Origin of the sequence: Pseudomonas sp. 21615526 (assembly GCF_013386245.1) — a bacterium.
Classification (GTDB): Bacteria; Pseudomonadota; Gammaproteobacteria; order Pseudomonadales; family Pseudomonadaceae; genus Aquipseudomonas.
Genome location: NZ_JACAOM010000083.1, coordinates 1 through 16,129 on the forward strand (window position 1 = coordinate 1; position 16,129 = coordinate 16,129).

At 59.7% G+C, this 16,129-nt stretch carries 15 protein-coding genes; 10 read left to right on the forward strand and 5 right to left on the reverse strand.

Annotated elements, in window-relative coordinates:
- The first annotated feature begins 351 nt into the window (after nt 1–351).
- From HX786_RS23290 to HX786_RS23300, 3 genes are read left to right on the forward strand one after another with little or no spacing between them, the layout of a single operon-like run.
- Nucleotides 352–1,791: a cytochrome ubiquinol oxidase subunit I gene (locus HX786_RS23290; protein ID WP_008432808.1), complete on the forward strand. Its 1,440-nt coding sequence runs from the start codon at nt 352–354 to the stop codon at nt 1,789–1,791.
- Nucleotides 1,792–1,794: 3 nt separating this feature from the next.
- Nucleotides 1,795–2,802, forward strand: a complete 1,008-nt coding sequence (cydB, locus tag HX786_RS23295) for a cytochrome d ubiquinol oxidase subunit II (RefSeq protein WP_008432810.1) — start codon at nt 1,795–1,797, stop codon at nt 2,800–2,802.
- Between the two features lie 12 nt (nt 2,803–2,814).
- Nucleotides 2,815–2,982: a DUF2474 domain-containing protein gene (locus tag HX786_RS23300; protein WP_003215809.1), complete on the forward strand. Its 168-nt coding sequence runs from the start codon at nt 2,815–2,817 to the stop codon at nt 2,980–2,982.
- A 41-nt stretch (nt 2,983–3,023) separates the two neighbouring features.
- On the opposite strand, the gene HX786_RS23305 is transcribed toward HX786_RS23300, so the two are convergent.
- Nucleotides 3,024–4,148, reverse strand: coding sequence for a methyltransferase (locus tag HX786_RS23305; RefSeq protein ID WP_178912650.1), 1,125 nt, complete (start codon nt 4,146–4,148; stop codon nt 3,024–3,026).
- A gap of 128 nt (nt 4,149–4,276) precedes the next feature.
- A complete protein-coding gene (locus HX786_RS23310) occupies nt 4,277–4,987 on the reverse strand; it encodes a LuxR family transcriptional regulator (RefSeq protein WP_003215813.1) in 711 nt (236 codons plus the stop codon).
- A gap of 405 nt (nt 4,988–5,392) precedes the next feature.
- Between HX786_RS23310 and HX786_RS23315 the strand changes: the two genes are divergently transcribed.
- Entirely contained in the window at nt 5,393–6,169 is a 777-nt protein-coding gene (locus HX786_RS23315) for a ferredoxin--NADP reductase (RefSeq protein ID WP_177027821.1), read from the forward strand.
- Nucleotides 6,170–6,209: 40 nt separating this feature from the next.
- Here the strand turns inward: HX786_RS23315 and mscL are convergent, their stop codons facing one another.
- Entirely contained in the window at nt 6,210–6,626 is a 417-nt protein-coding gene (gene mscL / locus HX786_RS23320; protein ID WP_003215816.1) for a large-conductance mechanosensitive channel protein MscL, read from the reverse strand.
- A 286-nt stretch (nt 6,627–6,912) separates the two neighbouring features.
- Between mscL and katB the strand changes: the two genes are divergently transcribed.
- From katB to radA, 3 genes are all read left to right on the forward strand, one after another.
- Nucleotides 6,913–8,454: a catalase KatB gene (gene katB, locus HX786_RS23325; RefSeq protein ID WP_003215817.1), complete on the forward strand. Its 1,542-nt coding sequence runs from the start codon at nt 6,913–6,915 to the stop codon at nt 8,452–8,454.
- A gap of 105 nt (nt 8,455–8,559) precedes the next feature.
- The gene (locus HX786_RS23330) at nt 8,560–9,099 is read left to right on the forward strand and encodes an ankyrin repeat domain-containing protein (RefSeq protein ID WP_178912651.1); all 540 of its coding nucleotides are present in this window, start codon (nt 8,560–8,562) and stop codon (nt 9,097–9,099) included.
- Between the two features lie 35 nt (nt 9,100–9,134).
- Nucleotides 9,135–10,502 (forward strand): DNA repair protein RadA, encoded by a 1,368-nt coding sequence (radA, locus tag HX786_RS23335; RefSeq protein ID WP_003215821.1) that lies wholly within the window; start codon nt 9,135–9,137, stop codon nt 10,500–10,502.
- Nucleotides 10,503–10,617: 115 nt separating this feature from the next.
- On the opposite strand, the gene HX786_RS23340 is transcribed toward radA, so the two are convergent.
- Nucleotides 10,618–10,986 carry a PilZ domain-containing protein gene (locus tag HX786_RS23340; RefSeq protein ID WP_178912652.1) on the reverse strand — a complete coding sequence of 123 codons (369 nt, stop codon included), beginning with the start codon at nt 10,984–10,986 and terminating at the stop codon, nt 10,618–10,620.
- Between the two features lie 173 nt (nt 10,987–11,159).
- Between HX786_RS23340 and HX786_RS23345 the strand changes: the two genes are divergently transcribed.
- The 3 genes from HX786_RS23345 to yjiA all read left to right on the forward strand — a co-directional run bounded on the left by HX786_RS23345 (nt 11,160) and on the right by yjiA (nt 14,546).
- Nucleotides 11,160–13,226 carry a carbon starvation CstA family protein gene (locus HX786_RS23345; protein ID WP_003215826.1) on the forward strand — a complete coding sequence of 689 codons (2,067 nt, stop codon included), beginning with the start codon at nt 11,160–11,162 and terminating at the stop codon, nt 13,224–13,226.
- A 15-nt stretch (nt 13,227–13,241) separates the two neighbouring features.
- Nucleotides 13,242–13,439 carry a YbdD/YjiX family protein gene (locus tag HX786_RS23350; RefSeq protein ID WP_003176208.1) on the forward strand — a complete coding sequence of 66 codons (198 nt, stop codon included), beginning with the start codon at nt 13,242–13,244 and terminating at the stop codon, nt 13,437–13,439.
- Between the two features lie 147 nt (nt 13,440–13,586).
- The gene (gene yjiA, locus HX786_RS23355) at nt 13,587–14,546 is read left to right on the forward strand and encodes a GTPase (RefSeq protein WP_003215828.1); all 960 of its coding nucleotides are present in this window, start codon (nt 13,587–13,589) and stop codon (nt 14,544–14,546) included.
- Between the two features lie 197 nt (nt 14,547–14,743).
- On the opposite strand, the gene glyA is transcribed toward yjiA, so the two are convergent.
- Nucleotides 14,744–15,997 carry a serine hydroxymethyltransferase gene (gene glyA, locus HX786_RS23360; protein ID WP_008432824.1) on the reverse strand — a complete coding sequence of 418 codons (1,254 nt, stop codon included), beginning with the start codon at nt 15,995–15,997 and terminating at the stop codon, nt 14,744–14,746.
- Between the last annotated feature and the right edge of the window lie 132 nt (nt 15,998–16,129).

A 16,129-nucleotide genomic window follows, 5' to 3' on the forward strand; every position in this document is an offset into this window, starting at 1 on the left:
CAAAAGTGAGCCACTGTAAGAGCGGAACCAATACCAGCCATCACCCAAATAACGGATATACACCCAAAACACGCCCAATCTCACCAAAGACAACACCCAGTGACCACTGAGGCAACCTGTCACGCGGCAAAAGACCACGCCTTGCTCTCGCGAAAATGGGACTACTCTTTCAGCAATGCTTGATCCAGATCAAAACCTTCGCCGGGATTGCTCTGGCGGCCGCAAGGCCAGAATCCCTGCGTGGTTGGTTATAAAAAGAAACGAATTTGAATTCGCCACACTCCATATCCGTGGGGGCAGTGGGTGCAGGCCTCCAGCCAGCATTCGGTATTACCTGACAGAGGAAGACTTATGTTCGGTTTGGAGGCGCTAGATCTCGCCCGAATTCAATTCGCGTTCACCATCTCATTCCATATCCTGTTCCCGGCCATCACCATCGGCCTGGCCAGTTACCTTGCGGTGCTGGAAGGCCTGTGGCTCAAGACCCACAACGACACCTACCGTGACCTCTACCATTTCTGGTCGAAGATCTTTGCCGTCAACTTCGGCATGGGCGTGGTCTCCGGCCTAGTCATGGCCTACCAGTTCGGCACCAACTGGAGCCGCTTCTCGGACTTCGCCGGTGCCGTCACCGGGCCGTTGCTGACTTATGAGGTGCTCACGGCGTTCTTCCTCGAAGCCGGCTTCCTTGGGGTCATGCTGTTCGGCTGGAACAAGGTCGGGCGCAAGCTGCACTTCTTTGCCACGGTGATGGTAGCCGTCGGCACGCTGATCTCGACCTTCTGGATTCTCGCCTCCAACAGCTGGATGCAGACACCACAAGGCTTTGAAATCATTGATGGCCGGGTGATTCCTACCGACTGGCTGGCCGTGATTTTCAACCCGTCGTTCCCCTACCGCCTGATGCACATGGCCACGGCAGCCTTCGTCGCGACCGCGTTCTTCGTCGGTTCTTCGGCAGCCTGGCACTTGCTGCGCGGCAAGGACAACCCGGCGATCCGCACCATGCTGTCGATGGCAATGTGGATGGCGCTGATCGTTGCGCCGATCCAGGCGGTCATCGGTGACTTCCACGGCCTGAATACCCTCAAGCATCAACCGGCGAAGATCGCCGCGATTGAAGGCCACTGGGAAAATATCGGCAACGAGCCCACGCCGCTGATCCTGTTCGGCTGGCCGGACATGAAGGCTGAAAAAACCAAGTTCGCGGTGGAAATCCCATACCTGGGCAGCCTGATCCTGACCCACTCCCTGGACAAGCAGGTGCCGGCCCTCAAGGAGTTCCCGCCTGAGGATCGTCCGAATTCGACCATCGTGTTTTGGTCGTTCCGGGTCATGGTGGGCCTGGGCTTCCTGATGATCTTCACCGGCCTGTTCAGCCTCTGGCTGCGCCGTGGCGACAAGATGTACACGTCCAAGCCGTTCCTGTACCTGGCGCTGTGGATGGGCCCGTCCGGCCTGATCGCGATTCTCGCCGGCTGGTTCACCACCGAGATCGGCCGTCAGCCGTGGGTGGTCTACGGGCTGATGCGCACGGCAGACGCCTCGTCCAACCACAGTTTTGCGCAGATGAGCATTACGTTGGTGTTGTTTGTGGTGGTGTACTTCGCGCTGTTTGGCGCGGGCCTGGGCTACATGATGCGCCTGGTGCGCAAAGGGCCTGTGACCCACGAAAGCACCGAGCCCACCCACGGTGGCCCTGGGCAGAAACGCACACCGGCGCGTCCGTTGTCGGCGGCTGATGACAGTGCCGATGCCGATCACGGCGACACCTTGAACAAGGGGAACTGAGCCATGGGTATTGATCTTCCGCTGATCTGGGCCGTGATCATCATCTTCGGCATCATGATGTACGTGGTCATGGACGGCTTTGACCTGGGGATCGGCATTCTCTTCCCTTTCATCCCGGGCAAGACCGACCGTGACGTGATGATGAACACCGTCGCCCCCGTGTGGGACGGCAACGAAACCTGGCTGGTACTCGGCGGCGCGGCGTTGTTTGGCGCGTTCCCGCTGGCCTATTCGGTGGTGCTCTCGGCGCTGTACCTGCCACTGATGCTGATGCTGATCGGGCTGATCTTTCGTGGCGTGGCGTTTGAATTCCGCTTCAAGGCCAAGGACGACAAGCGTCACTTGTGGGACAAGGCCTTCATCGGCGGCTCGCTGGCAGCGACGTTCTTCCAGGGCGTGGCGCTGGGGGCGTTCATTGATGGCATCCCGGTGGTCGACCGGCAGTTTGCCGGTGGCTCCCTGGACTGGCTGACGCCGTTCACGATGTTCTGCGGCGTGGCCCTGATCGTGGCGTATGCGCTGCTGGGCTGCACCTGGCTGATCATGAAGACCGAAGGCAGCTTGCAGGAGAAGATGCACAACCTGGCCCGGCCCCTGGCCTTCGTGGTGCTGGCGGTGATCGGTATCGTCAGCCTCTGGACGCCGCTGGCCCACCCGGAAATCGCCTCGCGCTGGTTCACCCTGCCGAACCTGTTCTGGTTCCTGCCGGTGCCGATCCTGGTGCTGGTGACCATGTACGGCCTGATTCGCGCCGTGGCCCGCAATGCGCACTACACGCCGTTCCTGCTGACACTGGTGCTGATCTTCCTTGGCTACAGTGGATTGGGGATCAGCCTGTGGCCGAACATCATCCCGCCGTCAGTTTCGATCTGGGACGCCGCCGCACCGCCGCAAAGCCAGGGCTTCATGCTGGTGGGCACCTTGTTCATCATTCCGTTCATCCTGGGCTACACCTTCTGGAGCTACTACGTGTTCCGCGGCAAGGTCACCCACGAAGACGGTTATCACTAGGAGGATTGACTCATGTCCGGCAAACCTTCGTTGCACGACATCGAACAGGCCGAGAAAAAGCCGCTCTGGCAGCGCCTGGGCTGGCTGGCGATGATCTGGACCGGCAGCGTCCTGGCCCTGTTCGTAGTGGCCAGCCTGATGCGCATGTTCATGAATGCCGCGGGCCTGACCACCCACTGACATCCCGTTGTAACTATTGCCCTCCTTCATGGAGGGCTTTTTTATTTGCGCGCCTTGAGGACCACGAACTTCGGCGTGGTCGCCACTTGCTCGACGCCACGGAACAACCGCGCCAACTTGGTGTGATAACCCAAGTGACGGTTGCCGACGATATACAGGGCGCCGCCCACTACCAGCGCTTCCCGCGCCTGCTGGAACATGCGCCAGGCGAGGAAGTCTCCCACCACTTGCTGCTGGTGGAACGGCGGGTTGCACAGCACCACATCCAGTGACTGCGCTTCCTGATCGGCCAGGCCGTCGCCGGGGCGAATCAGCACGTCGCGCTCACCCAGTGCCGCGCGCCAGTTCTCGGCCGCCGATTGCACCGCCATATAAGACTCGTCGACCAGCGTGTACTGCGCCTCGGGGTTTTGCAGCGCGCTGGCAATCGCCAGGACGCCATTACCGCAACCCAGGTCGGCTACGCGGGCGCCGCCCAGGTTTTGTGGCAGGTGCGGCAGGAAGGCCCGGGTGCCGATGTCCAGGCCTTCGCGGCAGAACACGTTGGCGTGGTTGAGCAGTTCGATGGCCGGGGTTTCCAGGCTGTAGCGCGTAGGGTAGGGCGATACGGCGTGTGGCCGATCGGCCAGGGTGGCGATCAGCAGTCGGGCCTTTTTTACCGCCAGTGAGGCGTGCATCGGGCCGATGTAGCGCTCCAGCAGTTCGCCGGCAGCCCGTGGCAGGTGCTTGACCATCGCCCCGGCAATCACTTCGGCGCCGGGTGCCAGTTGACCTTGCAGGCGAATCAATTGTTCTTCGAGCAGGGCCAGGGTTTTCGGCACGCGGATCAGTACGCGGTCGAACGGCCCGGCAGGTGTCTGGCTGGCGGGCAGGAGCGTTACCGCGTCGAAAGCCTTGCCGTTGCGCGCCAGGTTTTTCTCCAGGCCCAGGGCGCCGAGGAACGAGTCACCACTGGAGGTGACCCGCACATGCCCTTCGAGGCTGGCCGCCAGCGCGCCGAAACTGTCGTTGAGCACCAGGACGCGGGTCGCCGTCGTCAGCTGTTGTTCCGCCAGGTAGCTGAGCAAATACTCATCGGCTGCATCAAACGCTTGCAGCGGGTCGTTGTGCTGTTCTGGCTGACGGATCAGGTCGAGTTGGGCGAAGGGGCTGTCGAGCAGGGGCATGGCGGGTGAGACTCTGGGTAAGCGAACCATCGGGGTGAGCGGCGACGCGAGGCGCATCAGGGGCTCGCGTCATCACCCGGAACTGGCCGCAAATGTTACGTTTTTTTCCCCTGGATTACATGCGGTGTTTAAAACAACCCGCATTTGACTGCCGTGATCACTGCGGCAATCTTGTTACTGACCCCCAGTTTCTTCATCGCACTGCTGATATGGAAGCCGACCGTGCGTTCGGACAGGCACAGGATGGTGGCGATGTCCGAGGCGGTCTTGCCCAAGGCCGACCATTGCAGGATTTCGGTTTCCCGCGGGGTCAATTTGCTGGGCGCTTGCGGGCTGGGATTGTCTGCGTATTTTTTGGCCACCACCGCGTGCATGGCGTGGCAAATCCAGAGCACTTGCCCGGCTTTTTCATAGAGTTCTTCAGGGCCCACTGGGCCGGTGGCACGCCCCAGGCTCAACATGCTGAAAACACCCTGGAAGTCATGAACCGATTGGGTCCATCCGAAATTCAGTCCGTTGGACTGGGCATGGGCCCATAAGTCCGGTACCGAAGAAAAGGTTTTCTCGTCCCATACGATCGGTAGAACCGAGCGTTTGCAATGCGCAACCACAGGGTCGAGATCAAAGTAGTGCTCTTGTCTGTACAGCGTATTCCATTCATTGGAATAGTTGTTGAGGTTGATAGTTTTCGTTTGGTTGTTGGGTAGATGGGAACTAAGGGTGAATGCGCAGTATTGGAAGCCAAGCTCGTAGGTAAGGTTGAGGGCAGCTTCGTACATACTGGTTATTTCGCTTTCCCCTTCGAGTTTGGGCAGGCGAGTGTTGTGCCAGTTGACCATCGGTAACTCTCCATGCGAACGGTTTTTACATGGGGTACTTCCAAGGCCCCCGGTTACAACGTGAAAAAATAGTGTAGGACAACGGCTACAGCTCGAAATAAAAATTTGGTTATGTTCAAGCGGGCGTTAGGCCAATAACATTTGTACAACCTGGCTACGGTGTACAGGTTTCAGGCGTTCGATAAGATTTTTTTCCATTAGTTTTAAGAACTTGCTCTAAATGCGCCTTGTTAATATTTAGTTGCACTCCCTCATCTAATGGCTTGTTGGAAGGCGACTAATAGCCAAATATTTAGTACCGCCCAGCGGTTGCCACAATGGGCAGCGGCAATGCCAGCACAAACCATCGGTGTTTCCAGGCGGCGCTTTGGGGGACACTAGGGGCCTCTGCAAATGGAGTTTCCCATGACGGCCAGTGCTGAAAAATACACCCGCCAGACCCTGCTCGACGTGAAATCGCTGACTCCCAGCCTGTTTACCCTGCGCACTACCCGAGACCCTGGTTTTCGTTTTCGCGCCGGACAATTCGTGCGTCTTGGGGTGACCAAGGCCGATGGCGGCATTGTGTGGCGTGCTTATTCGGTGGTGTCCTCGCCCTTTGATGAATACCTGGACTTCTTTTCCATCGTGGTGCCGGGCGGTGAGTTCACCAGTGAGCTGAGCCGCCTGCGGGAAGGCGATACCCTGCTGGTAGAACGCCAGGCCACGGGCTTTCTGACCCTGGACCGGTTTGTGGATGGTCGCGATCTGTGGCTGCTGGGCACCGGGACCGGTATTGCGCCGTTTCTCTCGATCCTGCAGGACTTCGAAGTGTGGGAGAAATTCGAGCGGATTATCCTCGTCTATAGTGCCCGCGAAGCAAGGGAGCTGGCTTACCAGTCGTTGATCCATGAACTGGCCGAACGTGAGTACCTGGCAGAATACGCCCACAAGCTCACCTACATTCCCATTGTCACCCGCGAGCAACATCCGGGCGCGCTGAATGGGCGGATTACCACCCTGATCGAGAACGGCGAATTGGAGCGCGCCGCAGGCATCGAGCTGACCCCCGAGCATTCCAGGGTGATGATTTGCGGTAACCCGCAGATGATCGACGACACGCGTCAGTTGCTGAAACAGCGCGACATGCAACTGAGCCTGACCCGCCGTCCGGGGCAGGTCGCGGTAGAAAACTACTGGTAAAACAAAGGCGCCCTGCAGGCGCCTTTACTTTTTGCCGAGCTTACTCGGGCTTGCTGTTCTGTGCCTTGAGCAGATCGCGGATCTCCCCCAGCAGCACTTCTTCCTTGGTCGGGACCGGCGGCAGGCTAGGTGCCACGGCCTCTTCACGCTTCAGGCGGTTGATGGCCTTCACGCCCATGAAGATCGCAAACGCAACGATCACAAAGTCGATCACGCTCTGGATGAACTTGCCGTACGCCAGTACGACGGCCGGCGCATCGCCCTGGGCGGCTTTAAGCGTTACGGCCAGGTCGCCGAAGTCGACACCCCCGATCAACAGGCCGATAGGTGGCATCACCACGTCGCCTACAAAGGATGAAACAATTTTGCCGAAGGCGGCGCCGATGATAATACCGACCGCCATGTCGACCACATTACCTTTGACCGCGAAGGCCTTGAACTCACTTAACACGCCCATAGGTTATTCCTTGTTACAGATGAGGAGGTAGAAGCCAGTGTAAGACAGTGTGGCGAGGCTTGCTCGACACAACTGCTAACAGTGTCCGTTTTTATCGACACATTAAATCGCAAATAGTTTGCAAAGTGCCACCAATCGCGCGCGGAATACCCGCTATTTCAGTGGGTTACCACACTATTTTCTTTATCGGGGTGGTACGGCTTTTCTATTTATCTTCTGACTCGCGGGTCACTAGCCTCTGGCAAGCACAACTCAATGTGCACTAAAAAAACCAGAGGATACCTCGATGAAAAACCCTATTAGCCGCGGGCCTATTTCTGCGCGACAGGTGCTGTTTGCAGTGAGCGCCAGTCTTCTTTCGCTGTCCGTACACGCCGCCAACCTCACGCGCGATAATGGCGCGGCGGTCGGTGACAATCAAAACTCGCAAACCGCCGGTGCGAATGGCCCGGTCCTGTTGCAAGACGTGCAACTGATCCAGAAGTTGCAGCGCTTTGATCGCGAGCGTATTCCGGAGCGCGTTGTGCACGCCCGTGGCACCGGCGCTCACGGTACTTTCACCGTCACCGATAACCTCAGCGACCTGACCAAGGCCAAGGTGTTTGCCGCCGGCGAAGCCACGCCGGTATTTGTGCGCTTCTCTGCGGTCGTTCACGGCAACCATTCGCCGGAAACCCTGCGTGACCCGCGCGGCTTCGCCACCAAGTTCTACACCGCCGAAGGTAATTGGGACCTGGTCGGTAATAACTTCCCGACGTTCTTTATTCGTGATGCGATCAAGTTTCCGGACATGGTTCACGCCTTTAAACCAGATCCGCGCACTAACCTGGACGATGATTCCCGTCGCTTTGACTTCTTCTCCCATGTTCCGGAGTCCACTCGTACGTTGACCGAGTTGTACTCGGACTCCGGTACTCCAGCCAGTTACCGGGAAATGGACGGTAACGGTGTACATGCCTACAAGTTGATTAACGCCAAGGGCGAAGTGCACTACGTCAAGTTCCACTGGAAGAGCCTGCAAGGCATCAAGAACCTCGATCCTAAACAAGTGACTGAAGTACAGGGCCGTGACTACAGCCATATGACCAATGATTTGGTCACGCACATCAATAAGGGCGACTTCCCCAAGTGGGACCTGTATGTGCAAGTGCTGAAACCGGAAGACCTGGCCAAGTTTGATTTCGACCCGTTGGATGCCACCAAGATCTGGCCGGACGTACCGGAGCGCAAAGTCGGGCAGATGGTGCTGAACCGCAACCCGGCCAACGTCTTCCAGGAAACCGAGCAAGTCGCCATGGCGCCGGCCAACCTGGTGCCGGGCATCGAGCCGTCGGAAGACCGCCTGCTGCAAGGCCGGGTGTTCTCCTATGCCGATACGCAAATGTACCGCCTGGGGCCAAACGCCCTGCAACTGCCGATCAACGCACCCCGGGTGACCGTCAACAACGGTAACCAGGACGGCGCGATGAATTTCGGCAAGACCACCACTGGCGTGAACTACCAGCCAAGCCGCCTGCTGCCACGGGAAGAGCCGCAAACCGCGCGGTACAGCCAGTCGGCCCTGTCGGGCAGTACCCAGCAAGCGAAGATCCAGCGTGAGCAGAACTTCAAGCAGGCCGGCGACCTGTACCGCTCGTTCAACAAGAAAGAACGCCAGGACTTGATCGACAACTTCGGCGGCTCCCTGGCCACCACCGATGACGAGAGCAAGCACATCATCCTGTCGTTCCTCTACAAGGCGGATCCGGAGTACGGCACCGGCGTGACCAAAGTGGCCAAGGGCGACCTGGCCCGCGTTAAAGCACTGGCCGAAAAGCTGACCGACTAACCGCCCACGCTCCCTGTAGGAGCTGGCTTGCCGGCGATAGCGCCCACAAGTACGCCATCGCCGGCAAGCCGGCTCCTACAGGTGGCACATCACTGAGAATTTGCCATGCGAATCTTAATAGGCGCTGTCCTTGCGTGTTTGTCGTTCAGCGTATTGGCCGAACAAGCTGCCCCGGCCGCGCTTAAGGCACAACTGCAGGATTACTACTTCGACGCCGCCCGCCGTGGCGACGTGGACATGCTCAACACCTTCATCGAATCCGGCTATTCGCTGAACACCCAGGATGAAAAAGGCTACACGGCGCTGATTCTCGCCGCCTATCACGGTGAAAGTGCCTACGTGGACCTATTGCTCGCCGCCGGCGCCGATGCCTGCGTGCAGGACAAACGCGGCAACACCGCCTTGATGGGCGCGATCTTCAAGGGTGAGCTGAAAATCGCCCAGCGCCTGCTCGCCACCGACTGCAACCCCGACCAGCGCAACGGCGCCGGACAAACGGCGGCCATGTATGCCGGGCTGTTCAAACGCGTGGAACTGCTGGATGAACTGAAAGCCAAGGGCGCCGATCTGAATGCCGAAGACCCGATCGGTAACAGCGCTTCACGTTTGGCCAGCGGTGAAATCCGTACCCCGGCGCCGCGCTGAGCTATCATCGCGGTTTTTCGGTTGGAGGTTCTCAAATGGCAAAGGCCAAGCGCATGTATGGCTGCACGGAGTGCGGCGCGACCTTTCCCAAGTGGGCCGGCCAGTGCACGGAATGCGGTGCGTGGAACACCCTGACCGAAACCATGATCGAAAGCGGCGGCGCCGTGGCCCCCAGTGGCCGTTCCGGCTGGACCGGGCAACAAACCCAGATCAAGACCCTGGCCGAAGTCAGCGTCGAAGAAATCCCGCGTTTCTCCACCGCTTCCGGTGAACTGGACCGGGTGCTGGGCGGCGGCCTGGTGGATGGCTCGGTGGTGCTGATCGGCGGTGACCCGGGCATCGGTAAGTCCACGATCCTGCTGCAAACCCTGTGCAGCATCGCCAGCCGCATGCCGGCGCTGTATGTCACCGGCGAAGAATCCCAGCAGCAGGTGGCCATGCGTGCGCGCCGCCTGGGCTTGCCTCAGGACCAACTACGGGTGATGACCGAAACCTGCATCGAAAGCATCATCGCCACCGCGCGCCTGGAAAAGCCCAAGGTGATGGTGATCGATTCGATCCAGACGATTTTCACCGAGCAACTGCAATCGGCACCGGGTGGCGTGTCCCAGGTGCGGGAAAGTGCCGCGCTGCTGGTGCGCTATGCGAAACAGAGCGGCACGGCGATTTTCCTGGTGGGCCACGTGACGAAAGAAGGCGCATTGGCCGGCCCACGGGTGCTGGAACACATGGTCGACACCGTGCTGTATTTCGAAGGCGAGTCCGATGGGCGGTTGCGTTTGCTGCGGGCGGTGAAGAACCGGTTTGGCGCGGTCAACGAACTCGGAGTGTTCGCCATGACTGACCGGGGCTTGAAAGAGGTCTCCAACCCGTCAGCGATTTTTCTTACCCGCGCTCAGGAAGAAGTCCCAGGCAGTGTGGTGATGGCGACGTGGGAAGGCACCCGGCCGATGCTGGTGGAAGTCCAGGCGCTGGTGGACGACAGCCACTTGGCCAACCCGCGTCGTGTCACCCTGGGTCTGGACCAGAACCGGCTGGCGATGTTGCTGGCGGTATTGCACCGCCACGGCGGCATTCCCACCCATGACCAGGACGTGTTCCTCAACGTGGTGGGCGGGGTCAAGGTGCTGGAAACCGCGTCTGACCTGGCGTTGATGGCGGCGGTGATGTCCAGCCTGCGCAACCGGCCGTTGCCCCATGACTTGCTGGTGTTTGGCGAGGTGGGCCTGTCGGGTGAAGTGCGCCCGGTGCCCAGCGGCCAGGAGCGCCTGAAGGAAGCGGCCAAGCACGGCTTCAAGCGCGCCATCGTGCCCAAGGGTAATGCGCCGAAAGAAATGCCACCGGGGCTGCAAGTGATCGGGGTGACGCGCCTGGAGCAGGCGCTGGATGCCCTGTTCGAATAGTCGCCAGCCACCCATCACCCCTGTAGGAGCCGGGCTTGCCCGCGATGGCGGTGTATCAGCTGATTGATATGCAAACTGACACACCGCCATCGCAGGCAAGCCAGCTCCCACATGTTCAGGTCTCCAGCAAGGCGGCGAATTCCCGCTCTAGCTCTGCCTGATCACCGAGGTTCAGCTCGATTATCCGCCGCAGGTGGCTGATGGAGTCGAGGTCGATGTGTTCGCACACAAAGCCGAGCTGCCCATGATCGTCGTGGGTTAGCCGCACCTGCATCTTCACGTCGGTCTCGGCGTCGAGATGAATGTCCACATCGAACGATTCGTAGCGATGGCCGTGCCATTCTTGCGGCCGTTGCACCAGCAAGCCCTTGAGCGACAAATCTACCAATTGCACCGACCAGACATGGCCGTCTTGCGTGAGCTCGGTCCTGGCGTCGAAGGCAATGCGTCGGAAACGGCGTCGGTCTGAAGGCTGTTCGCGCATGGTGAAACCCTCTGTGGATAAAGGAATTGTAGCCGTGCGCCATCATGGGGCGGTTTTTTCTGCTTTTTTCGCCCCGGCAAGGCTCTAGACCAACGTAGGGGGGTGGCCTTTAAGGCCAGTAGCGCTAAACTCGGGATGGCTGTCTTTCTGTCCACCCTGGCTGGAATATAAAAATGAAAAATAATAATAGCCTGCTACGCCATCTACCCTGGCTGCTGCTGGCAATCGTAGGAGCGTGCGCCCTGGGCGTAGTGGCCTTGCGCCGCGGCGAGGCGATCAACGCCTTGTGGATCGTGGTCGCAGCAGTGGCCATTTATCTGGTTGCTTACCGTTACTACAGTCTGTTCATCGCTAACCATGTGATGCAGCTCGATCCACTGCGGGCTACCCCCGCTGTGCTGAACAACGACGGTCTGGACTATGTGCCGACCAACAAACACATCCTTTTTGGTCACCACTTCGCGGCAATCGCCGGCGCAGGGCCTTTGGTCGGCCCGGTACTGGCGGCGCAGATGGGCTACCTGCCCGGCACGTTGTGGCTGATCGCCGGCGTGGTGCTGGCCGGGGCGGTGCAGGACTTCATGGTCCTGTTCCTGTCCACTCGTCGCAACGGCCGTTCCCTGGGGGACATGGTCCGCGAAGAAATGGGCCGTGTGCCCGGGACCATCGCGCTGTTCGGCTGCTTCCTGATCATGATCATCATCCTCGCGGTGCTGGCGCTGATCGTGGTCAAGGCCCTGGCCGAAAGCCCGTGGGGCATCTTCACGGTGATGGCAACCATCCCGATCGCGATGTTCATGGGCATTTACATGCGCTACATCCGCCCGGGCCGCATCGGTGAAATCTCGATTGTCGGCGTGCTGTTGTTGCTGGGTTCGATCTGGCTGGGCGGGCAGATTGCCGCTGATCCGGTGTGGGCCAAGGCCTTCAGCTTCACCGGCATCCAGATCACCTGGATGCTGGTGGGTTATGGCTTCGTGGCTGCCGTGTTGCCGGTGTGGCTGATCCTCGCGCCACGGGACTACCTGTCTACCTTCCTGAAAATCGGCACCATCATCGCCCTGGCGATTGGCATCCTGGTGACCATGCCCGACCTGAAAATGCCGGCGCTGACCCAGTTCATCGATGGCACCGGCCCGGTGTGGAAGGGCGGCCTGTTCCCGTTCCTGTTCATCACCATCGCCTGTGGCGCGGTCTCGGGTTTCCACGCACTGATCTCCTCGGGCACCACGCCAAAGTTGCTGGCCAGTGAAGGGCACGCCCGTTACATCGGCTACGGCGGCATGTTGATGGAGTCGTTCGTGGCCATCATGGCGATGGTTGCCGCTTCGGTGATCGAGCCAGGGGTGTACTTCGCCATGAACAGCCCGGCCGCGATTGTCGGCGGTGACGTGGTGGCTGTGGCGCAAACCGTCAGCAGCTGGGGTTTTGCAATTACCCCGGAAGCGTTGCAGGCGGTGGCCCATGACATTGGTGAGTCCACCATCCTGGCCCGTGCCGGCGGTGCGCCAACCCTGGCGGTGGGTATCGCGCAGATCCTGCACAGCGTCCTGCCGGGTGAAAACACCATGGCGTTCTGGTACCACTTTGCGATCCTGTTCGAAGCGCTGTTCATCCTGACCGCAGTCGACGCCGGTACCCGTGCCGGTCGCTTCATGCTGCAGGATTTGCTCGGCTCCTTCGTGCCGGCGCTCAAGCGTACCGAGTCCTGGACGGCCAACCTGATCGCTACCGCAGGTTGTGTGGCGATGTGGGGTTACCTGCTGTACCAGGGCGTGATCGACCCACTGGGCGGCATCAACACCTTGTGGCCGCTGTTCGGTATCTCCAACCAGATGCTGGCCGGTATCGCGCTGATGCTCGCCACCGTTGTGCTGATCAAAATGAAACGCCAGCGCTACATCTGGGTGACCATGCTGCCAGCCGTATGGCTGCTGATCTGCACCGTGACCGCAGGCTTCATCAAGCTGTTCGACGCCAACCCGGCGATCGGCTTCCTGTCGCTGGCCAAGAAATACAGCGATGCCCTGGCCGGCGGCCAGATCCTCGCACCGGCCAAGAGCATCGACCAGATGCAACACGTGATCTGGAACGCCTACACCAACGCAACGCTGACGGCGCTGTTCCTGTTCGTGGTCTTCAGCATCCTGTTCTATGCGCTCAAGGTTGGCATTGCTGCCTGGGGCAAAAAGGAACGTACGGATAAAGAAGCGCCATACCAGGCCATCCCGGACGCTTGATAGAGGATTGCAATCATGTTCAATGACATCAGTCGCCTCGGTAAATACCTCGGTCAGGCCGCGCGCCTGATGGTCGGCATGCCCGACTACGACACCTACGTCGAGCATATGCAAACCAAACACCCGGACAAACCGATGATGGACTACAAGGCGTTCTTCCGGGAACGCCAGGAAGCCCGTTACGGCGGCAAGGGTGGGCCCAAGTGCTGCTAGCCCGGTAGTTCGGGCTGCGGTGATCCCTTGTGGGAGCGGGCTTGCTCGCGAAGGCGGTCTTTCAGTGATGCATGTGCTGACTGACACGCCGCCTTCGCGAGCAAGCCCGCTCCCACATTTGTTTTGTGTTTCTTCAAGGAGAATTCTTTGTCCTCTCCCATCCCCGTCACCGTCCTCAGCGGCTTCCTCGGCGCTGGCAAGACCACCTTGTTGCGTCACCTGCTCAAGGCCGAGCACGGCTTGAAAATCGCCGTGATCGAAAATGAATTCAGCGACGCCGGTATCGACACCCAATTGCTGGGCAGCGAGCCGGTGCAAGTAATGACCCTGTCCAATGGCTGTGTGTGCTGCACCATCCACACTGACCTGACCAAGGCCCTGTACCTGTTGCTGGAGCGCCTGGACAGCGGCGAGATCGCGTTCGACCGCCTGGTGATCGAGTGCACCGGCCTGGCCGACCCGGCCCCCGTGGCCCAGACCTTTTTCATCGATGAAGAACTGCGCGAGCGCTACATCCTCGACGGCATCATCACCCTGGTGGACGCGGCCCACGCCGAGCACCACCTGACCCAGACCATCGCCCAGGCGCAGATCGGGTTTGCCGACCGCCTGCTGGTGAGCAAGCGCGACCTGGTGGACGATGCCACCTTCGACGCCCTCAGCGAGCGCCTGACTCGTATCAACCGCCGGGCGCCGATTCGTGTGGTGGAACACGGCAAGATCGACCTCGCCGAACTGCTGGATGTGCGCGGCTTCAACCTCAACGCCGGCATGAGCCTGCGCCCGGTGAGCCAGGCGCCGTCCATCGATCGTATTTCCAGCCTGGTGCTGCGCACTGACCAGCCGCTGGATATCGACAAACTCAGCGAGTTCATGAACGAGCTGCTGGAAGACCACGGCAAGCAATTGCTGCGCTACAAAGGCGTGCTGAACATTGCCGGGGAAGACCGGCGCATGGTGTTCCAGGGCGTGCTGAAGCTCTACGGGTTCGATTGGGACACCGAATGGGCCGAAGGCGAAGCGCGGGAAAGTGTGATTGTGTTTATTGCTGACGAGTTGCCGGAAGAGAAGATTCGCGAAGGCTTTGCGCGGGTTTACCAATCCTGACTTGAAACGCAGTCAAAATGTGGGAGCGGGCTTGCTCGCGAAAGCGGTGTATCAGTCAGCCCATGCATCAACTGACACGGCGCTTTCGCGAGCAAGCCCGCTCCCACATTTGATGTCATTTCAAATTGAGAAAGCAGCGTTTTCAGGCATAAAAAAGCCCGGCTCTTGAGCCGGGCTTTTTGTTCAAGCTACTGCAATCAAGCGCCGTATACCGGCAGCTTCTTGCAGATGGCCTTGACCTTCTCACGCACAGCGTCAATCACTGCTTCGTTGTTCAGGTCAGCCAGGATGTCGCAGATCCAGCCAGCCAGTTCCTTGCACTCTGCTTCCTTGAAGCCACGAGTGGTCACAGCCGGGGTGCCGAAGCGCAGGCCGGAGGTGACGAACGGCGAACGTGGGTCGTTCGGCACCGAGTTCTTGTTCACGGTGATGAAGGCTTTGCCCAGAGCGGCGTCAGCGTCTTTACCGGAGATGTCCTGCTTGATCAGCGACAGCAGGAACAGGTGGTTCTCAGTACCGCCGGACACCACGTCAAAACCACGCTCGATGAACACGCCGGCCATGGCCTTGGCGTTTTTCACCACTTGCTGCTGGTAGGTCTTGAACTCAGGCTGCAGCGCTTCCTTGAAGCAGATCGCTTTGGCGGCGATCACGTGCTCCAGCGGGCCACCCTGGCCGCCTGGGAATACGGCGGAGTTCAGCTTCTTCTCGATCTCGGCGTTGGCGCGGGCCAGGATCAGGCCGCCACGTGGACCGCGCAGGGTCTTGTGGGTGGTGGTGGTCACGACGTCAGCGAACGGAACCGGGTTCGGGTAGACGCCAGCGGCGACCAGACCGGCCACGTGGGCCATGTCGACGAACAGGTAGGCGCCGACCTTGTCAGCGATTTCGCGGAAGCGTGGGAAATCCAGGATCTGCGAGTAGGCAGAGAAACCGGCCACGATCATTTTTGGCTTGTGCTCAACGGCAAGGCGCTCGACTTCGTCGTAGTCGATCAGGCCGTTGCCGTCGATGCCGTACTGAACGGCGTTGTACAGCTTGCCGGAGGAGGAAACGCTGGCGCCGTGGGTCAGGTGACCGCCGTGGGCCAGGCTCATGCCCAGGATGGTGTCGCCCGCTTGCAGCAGGGCCAGGTACACGGCGCTGTTGGCTTGGGAGCCGGCGTGTGGCTGGACGTTGGCGTAATCGGCGCCGAACAGTTCCTTGGCGCGGTCGATGGCCAGTTGCTCAACGATGTCGACGAACTCGCAACCGCCGTAGTAGCGCTTGCCCGGGTAGCCTTCGGCGTACTTGTTGGTCAGAACCGAACCTTGAGCCTCCATCACGGCGGGGCTGGTGTAGTTTTCCGAAGCGATCAGCTCAATGTGCTCTTCCTGGCGCTGAGCTTCTTGCTCCATGGCGGCAAAGAGATCGGCGTCGTACTTGGCAATAGTCAAATCACGGCTGAACATGGCGGTCCTCAAGGATCGGGGGCAGAAAAGAAGCGCATTCTAACCCAATGGGTTTTAGATGGCATATGAAAGGACATCATGTCGCGGACAAGCGGGGCTCATCTGGGGATAGGTGGTGTTTGTTCGGGCCCC

Bases quoted from the DNA above. Each gene is read 5' to 3' on its own strand.
- HX786_RS23290 (WP_008432808.1), top strand. From the start codon at position 352: ATGTTCGGTTTGGAGGCGCTAGATCTCGCCCGAATTCAATTCGCGTTC.
- cydB (WP_008432810.1), top strand. From the start codon at position 1,795: ATGGGTATTGATCTTCCGCTGATCTGGGCCGTGATCATCATCTTCGGC.
- HX786_RS23300 (WP_003215809.1), top strand. From the start codon at position 2,815: ATGTCCGGCAAACCTTCGTTGCACGACATCGAACAGGCCGAGAAAAAG.
- HX786_RS23305 (WP_178912650.1), bottom strand. From the start codon at position 4,148: ATGCCCCTGCTCGACAGCCCCTTCGCCCAACTCGACCTGATCCGTCAG.
- HX786_RS23310 (WP_003215813.1), bottom strand. From the start codon at position 4,987: ATGGTCAACTGGCACAACACTCGCCTGCCCAAACTCGAAGGGGAAAGC.
- HX786_RS23315 (WP_177027821.1), top strand. From the start codon at position 5,393: ATGACGGCCAGTGCTGAAAAATACACCCGCCAGACCCTGCTCGACGTG.
- mscL (WP_003215816.1), bottom strand. From the start codon at position 6,626: ATGGGCGTGTTAAGTGAGTTCAAGGCCTTCGCGGTCAAAGGTAATGTG.
- katB (WP_003215817.1), top strand. From the start codon at position 6,913: ATGAAAAACCCTATTAGCCGCGGGCCTATTTCTGCGCGACAGGTGCTG.
- HX786_RS23330 (WP_178912651.1), top strand. From the start codon at position 8,560: ATGCGAATCTTAATAGGCGCTGTCCTTGCGTGTTTGTCGTTCAGCGTA.
- radA (WP_003215821.1), top strand. From the start codon at position 9,135: ATGGCAAAGGCCAAGCGCATGTATGGCTGCACGGAGTGCGGCGCGACC.
- HX786_RS23340 (WP_178912652.1), bottom strand. From the start codon at position 10,986: ATGCGCGAACAGCCTTCAGACCGACGCCGTTTCCGACGCATTGCCTTC.
- HX786_RS23345 (WP_003215826.1), top strand. From the start codon at position 11,160: ATGAAAAATAATAATAGCCTGCTACGCCATCTACCCTGGCTGCTGCTG.
- HX786_RS23350 (WP_003176208.1), top strand. From the start codon at position 13,242: ATGTTCAATGACATCAGTCGCCTCGGTAAATACCTCGGTCAGGCCGCG.
- glyA (WP_008432824.1), bottom strand. From the start codon at position 15,997: ATGTTCAGCCGTGATTTGACTATTGCCAAGTACGACGCCGATCTCTTT.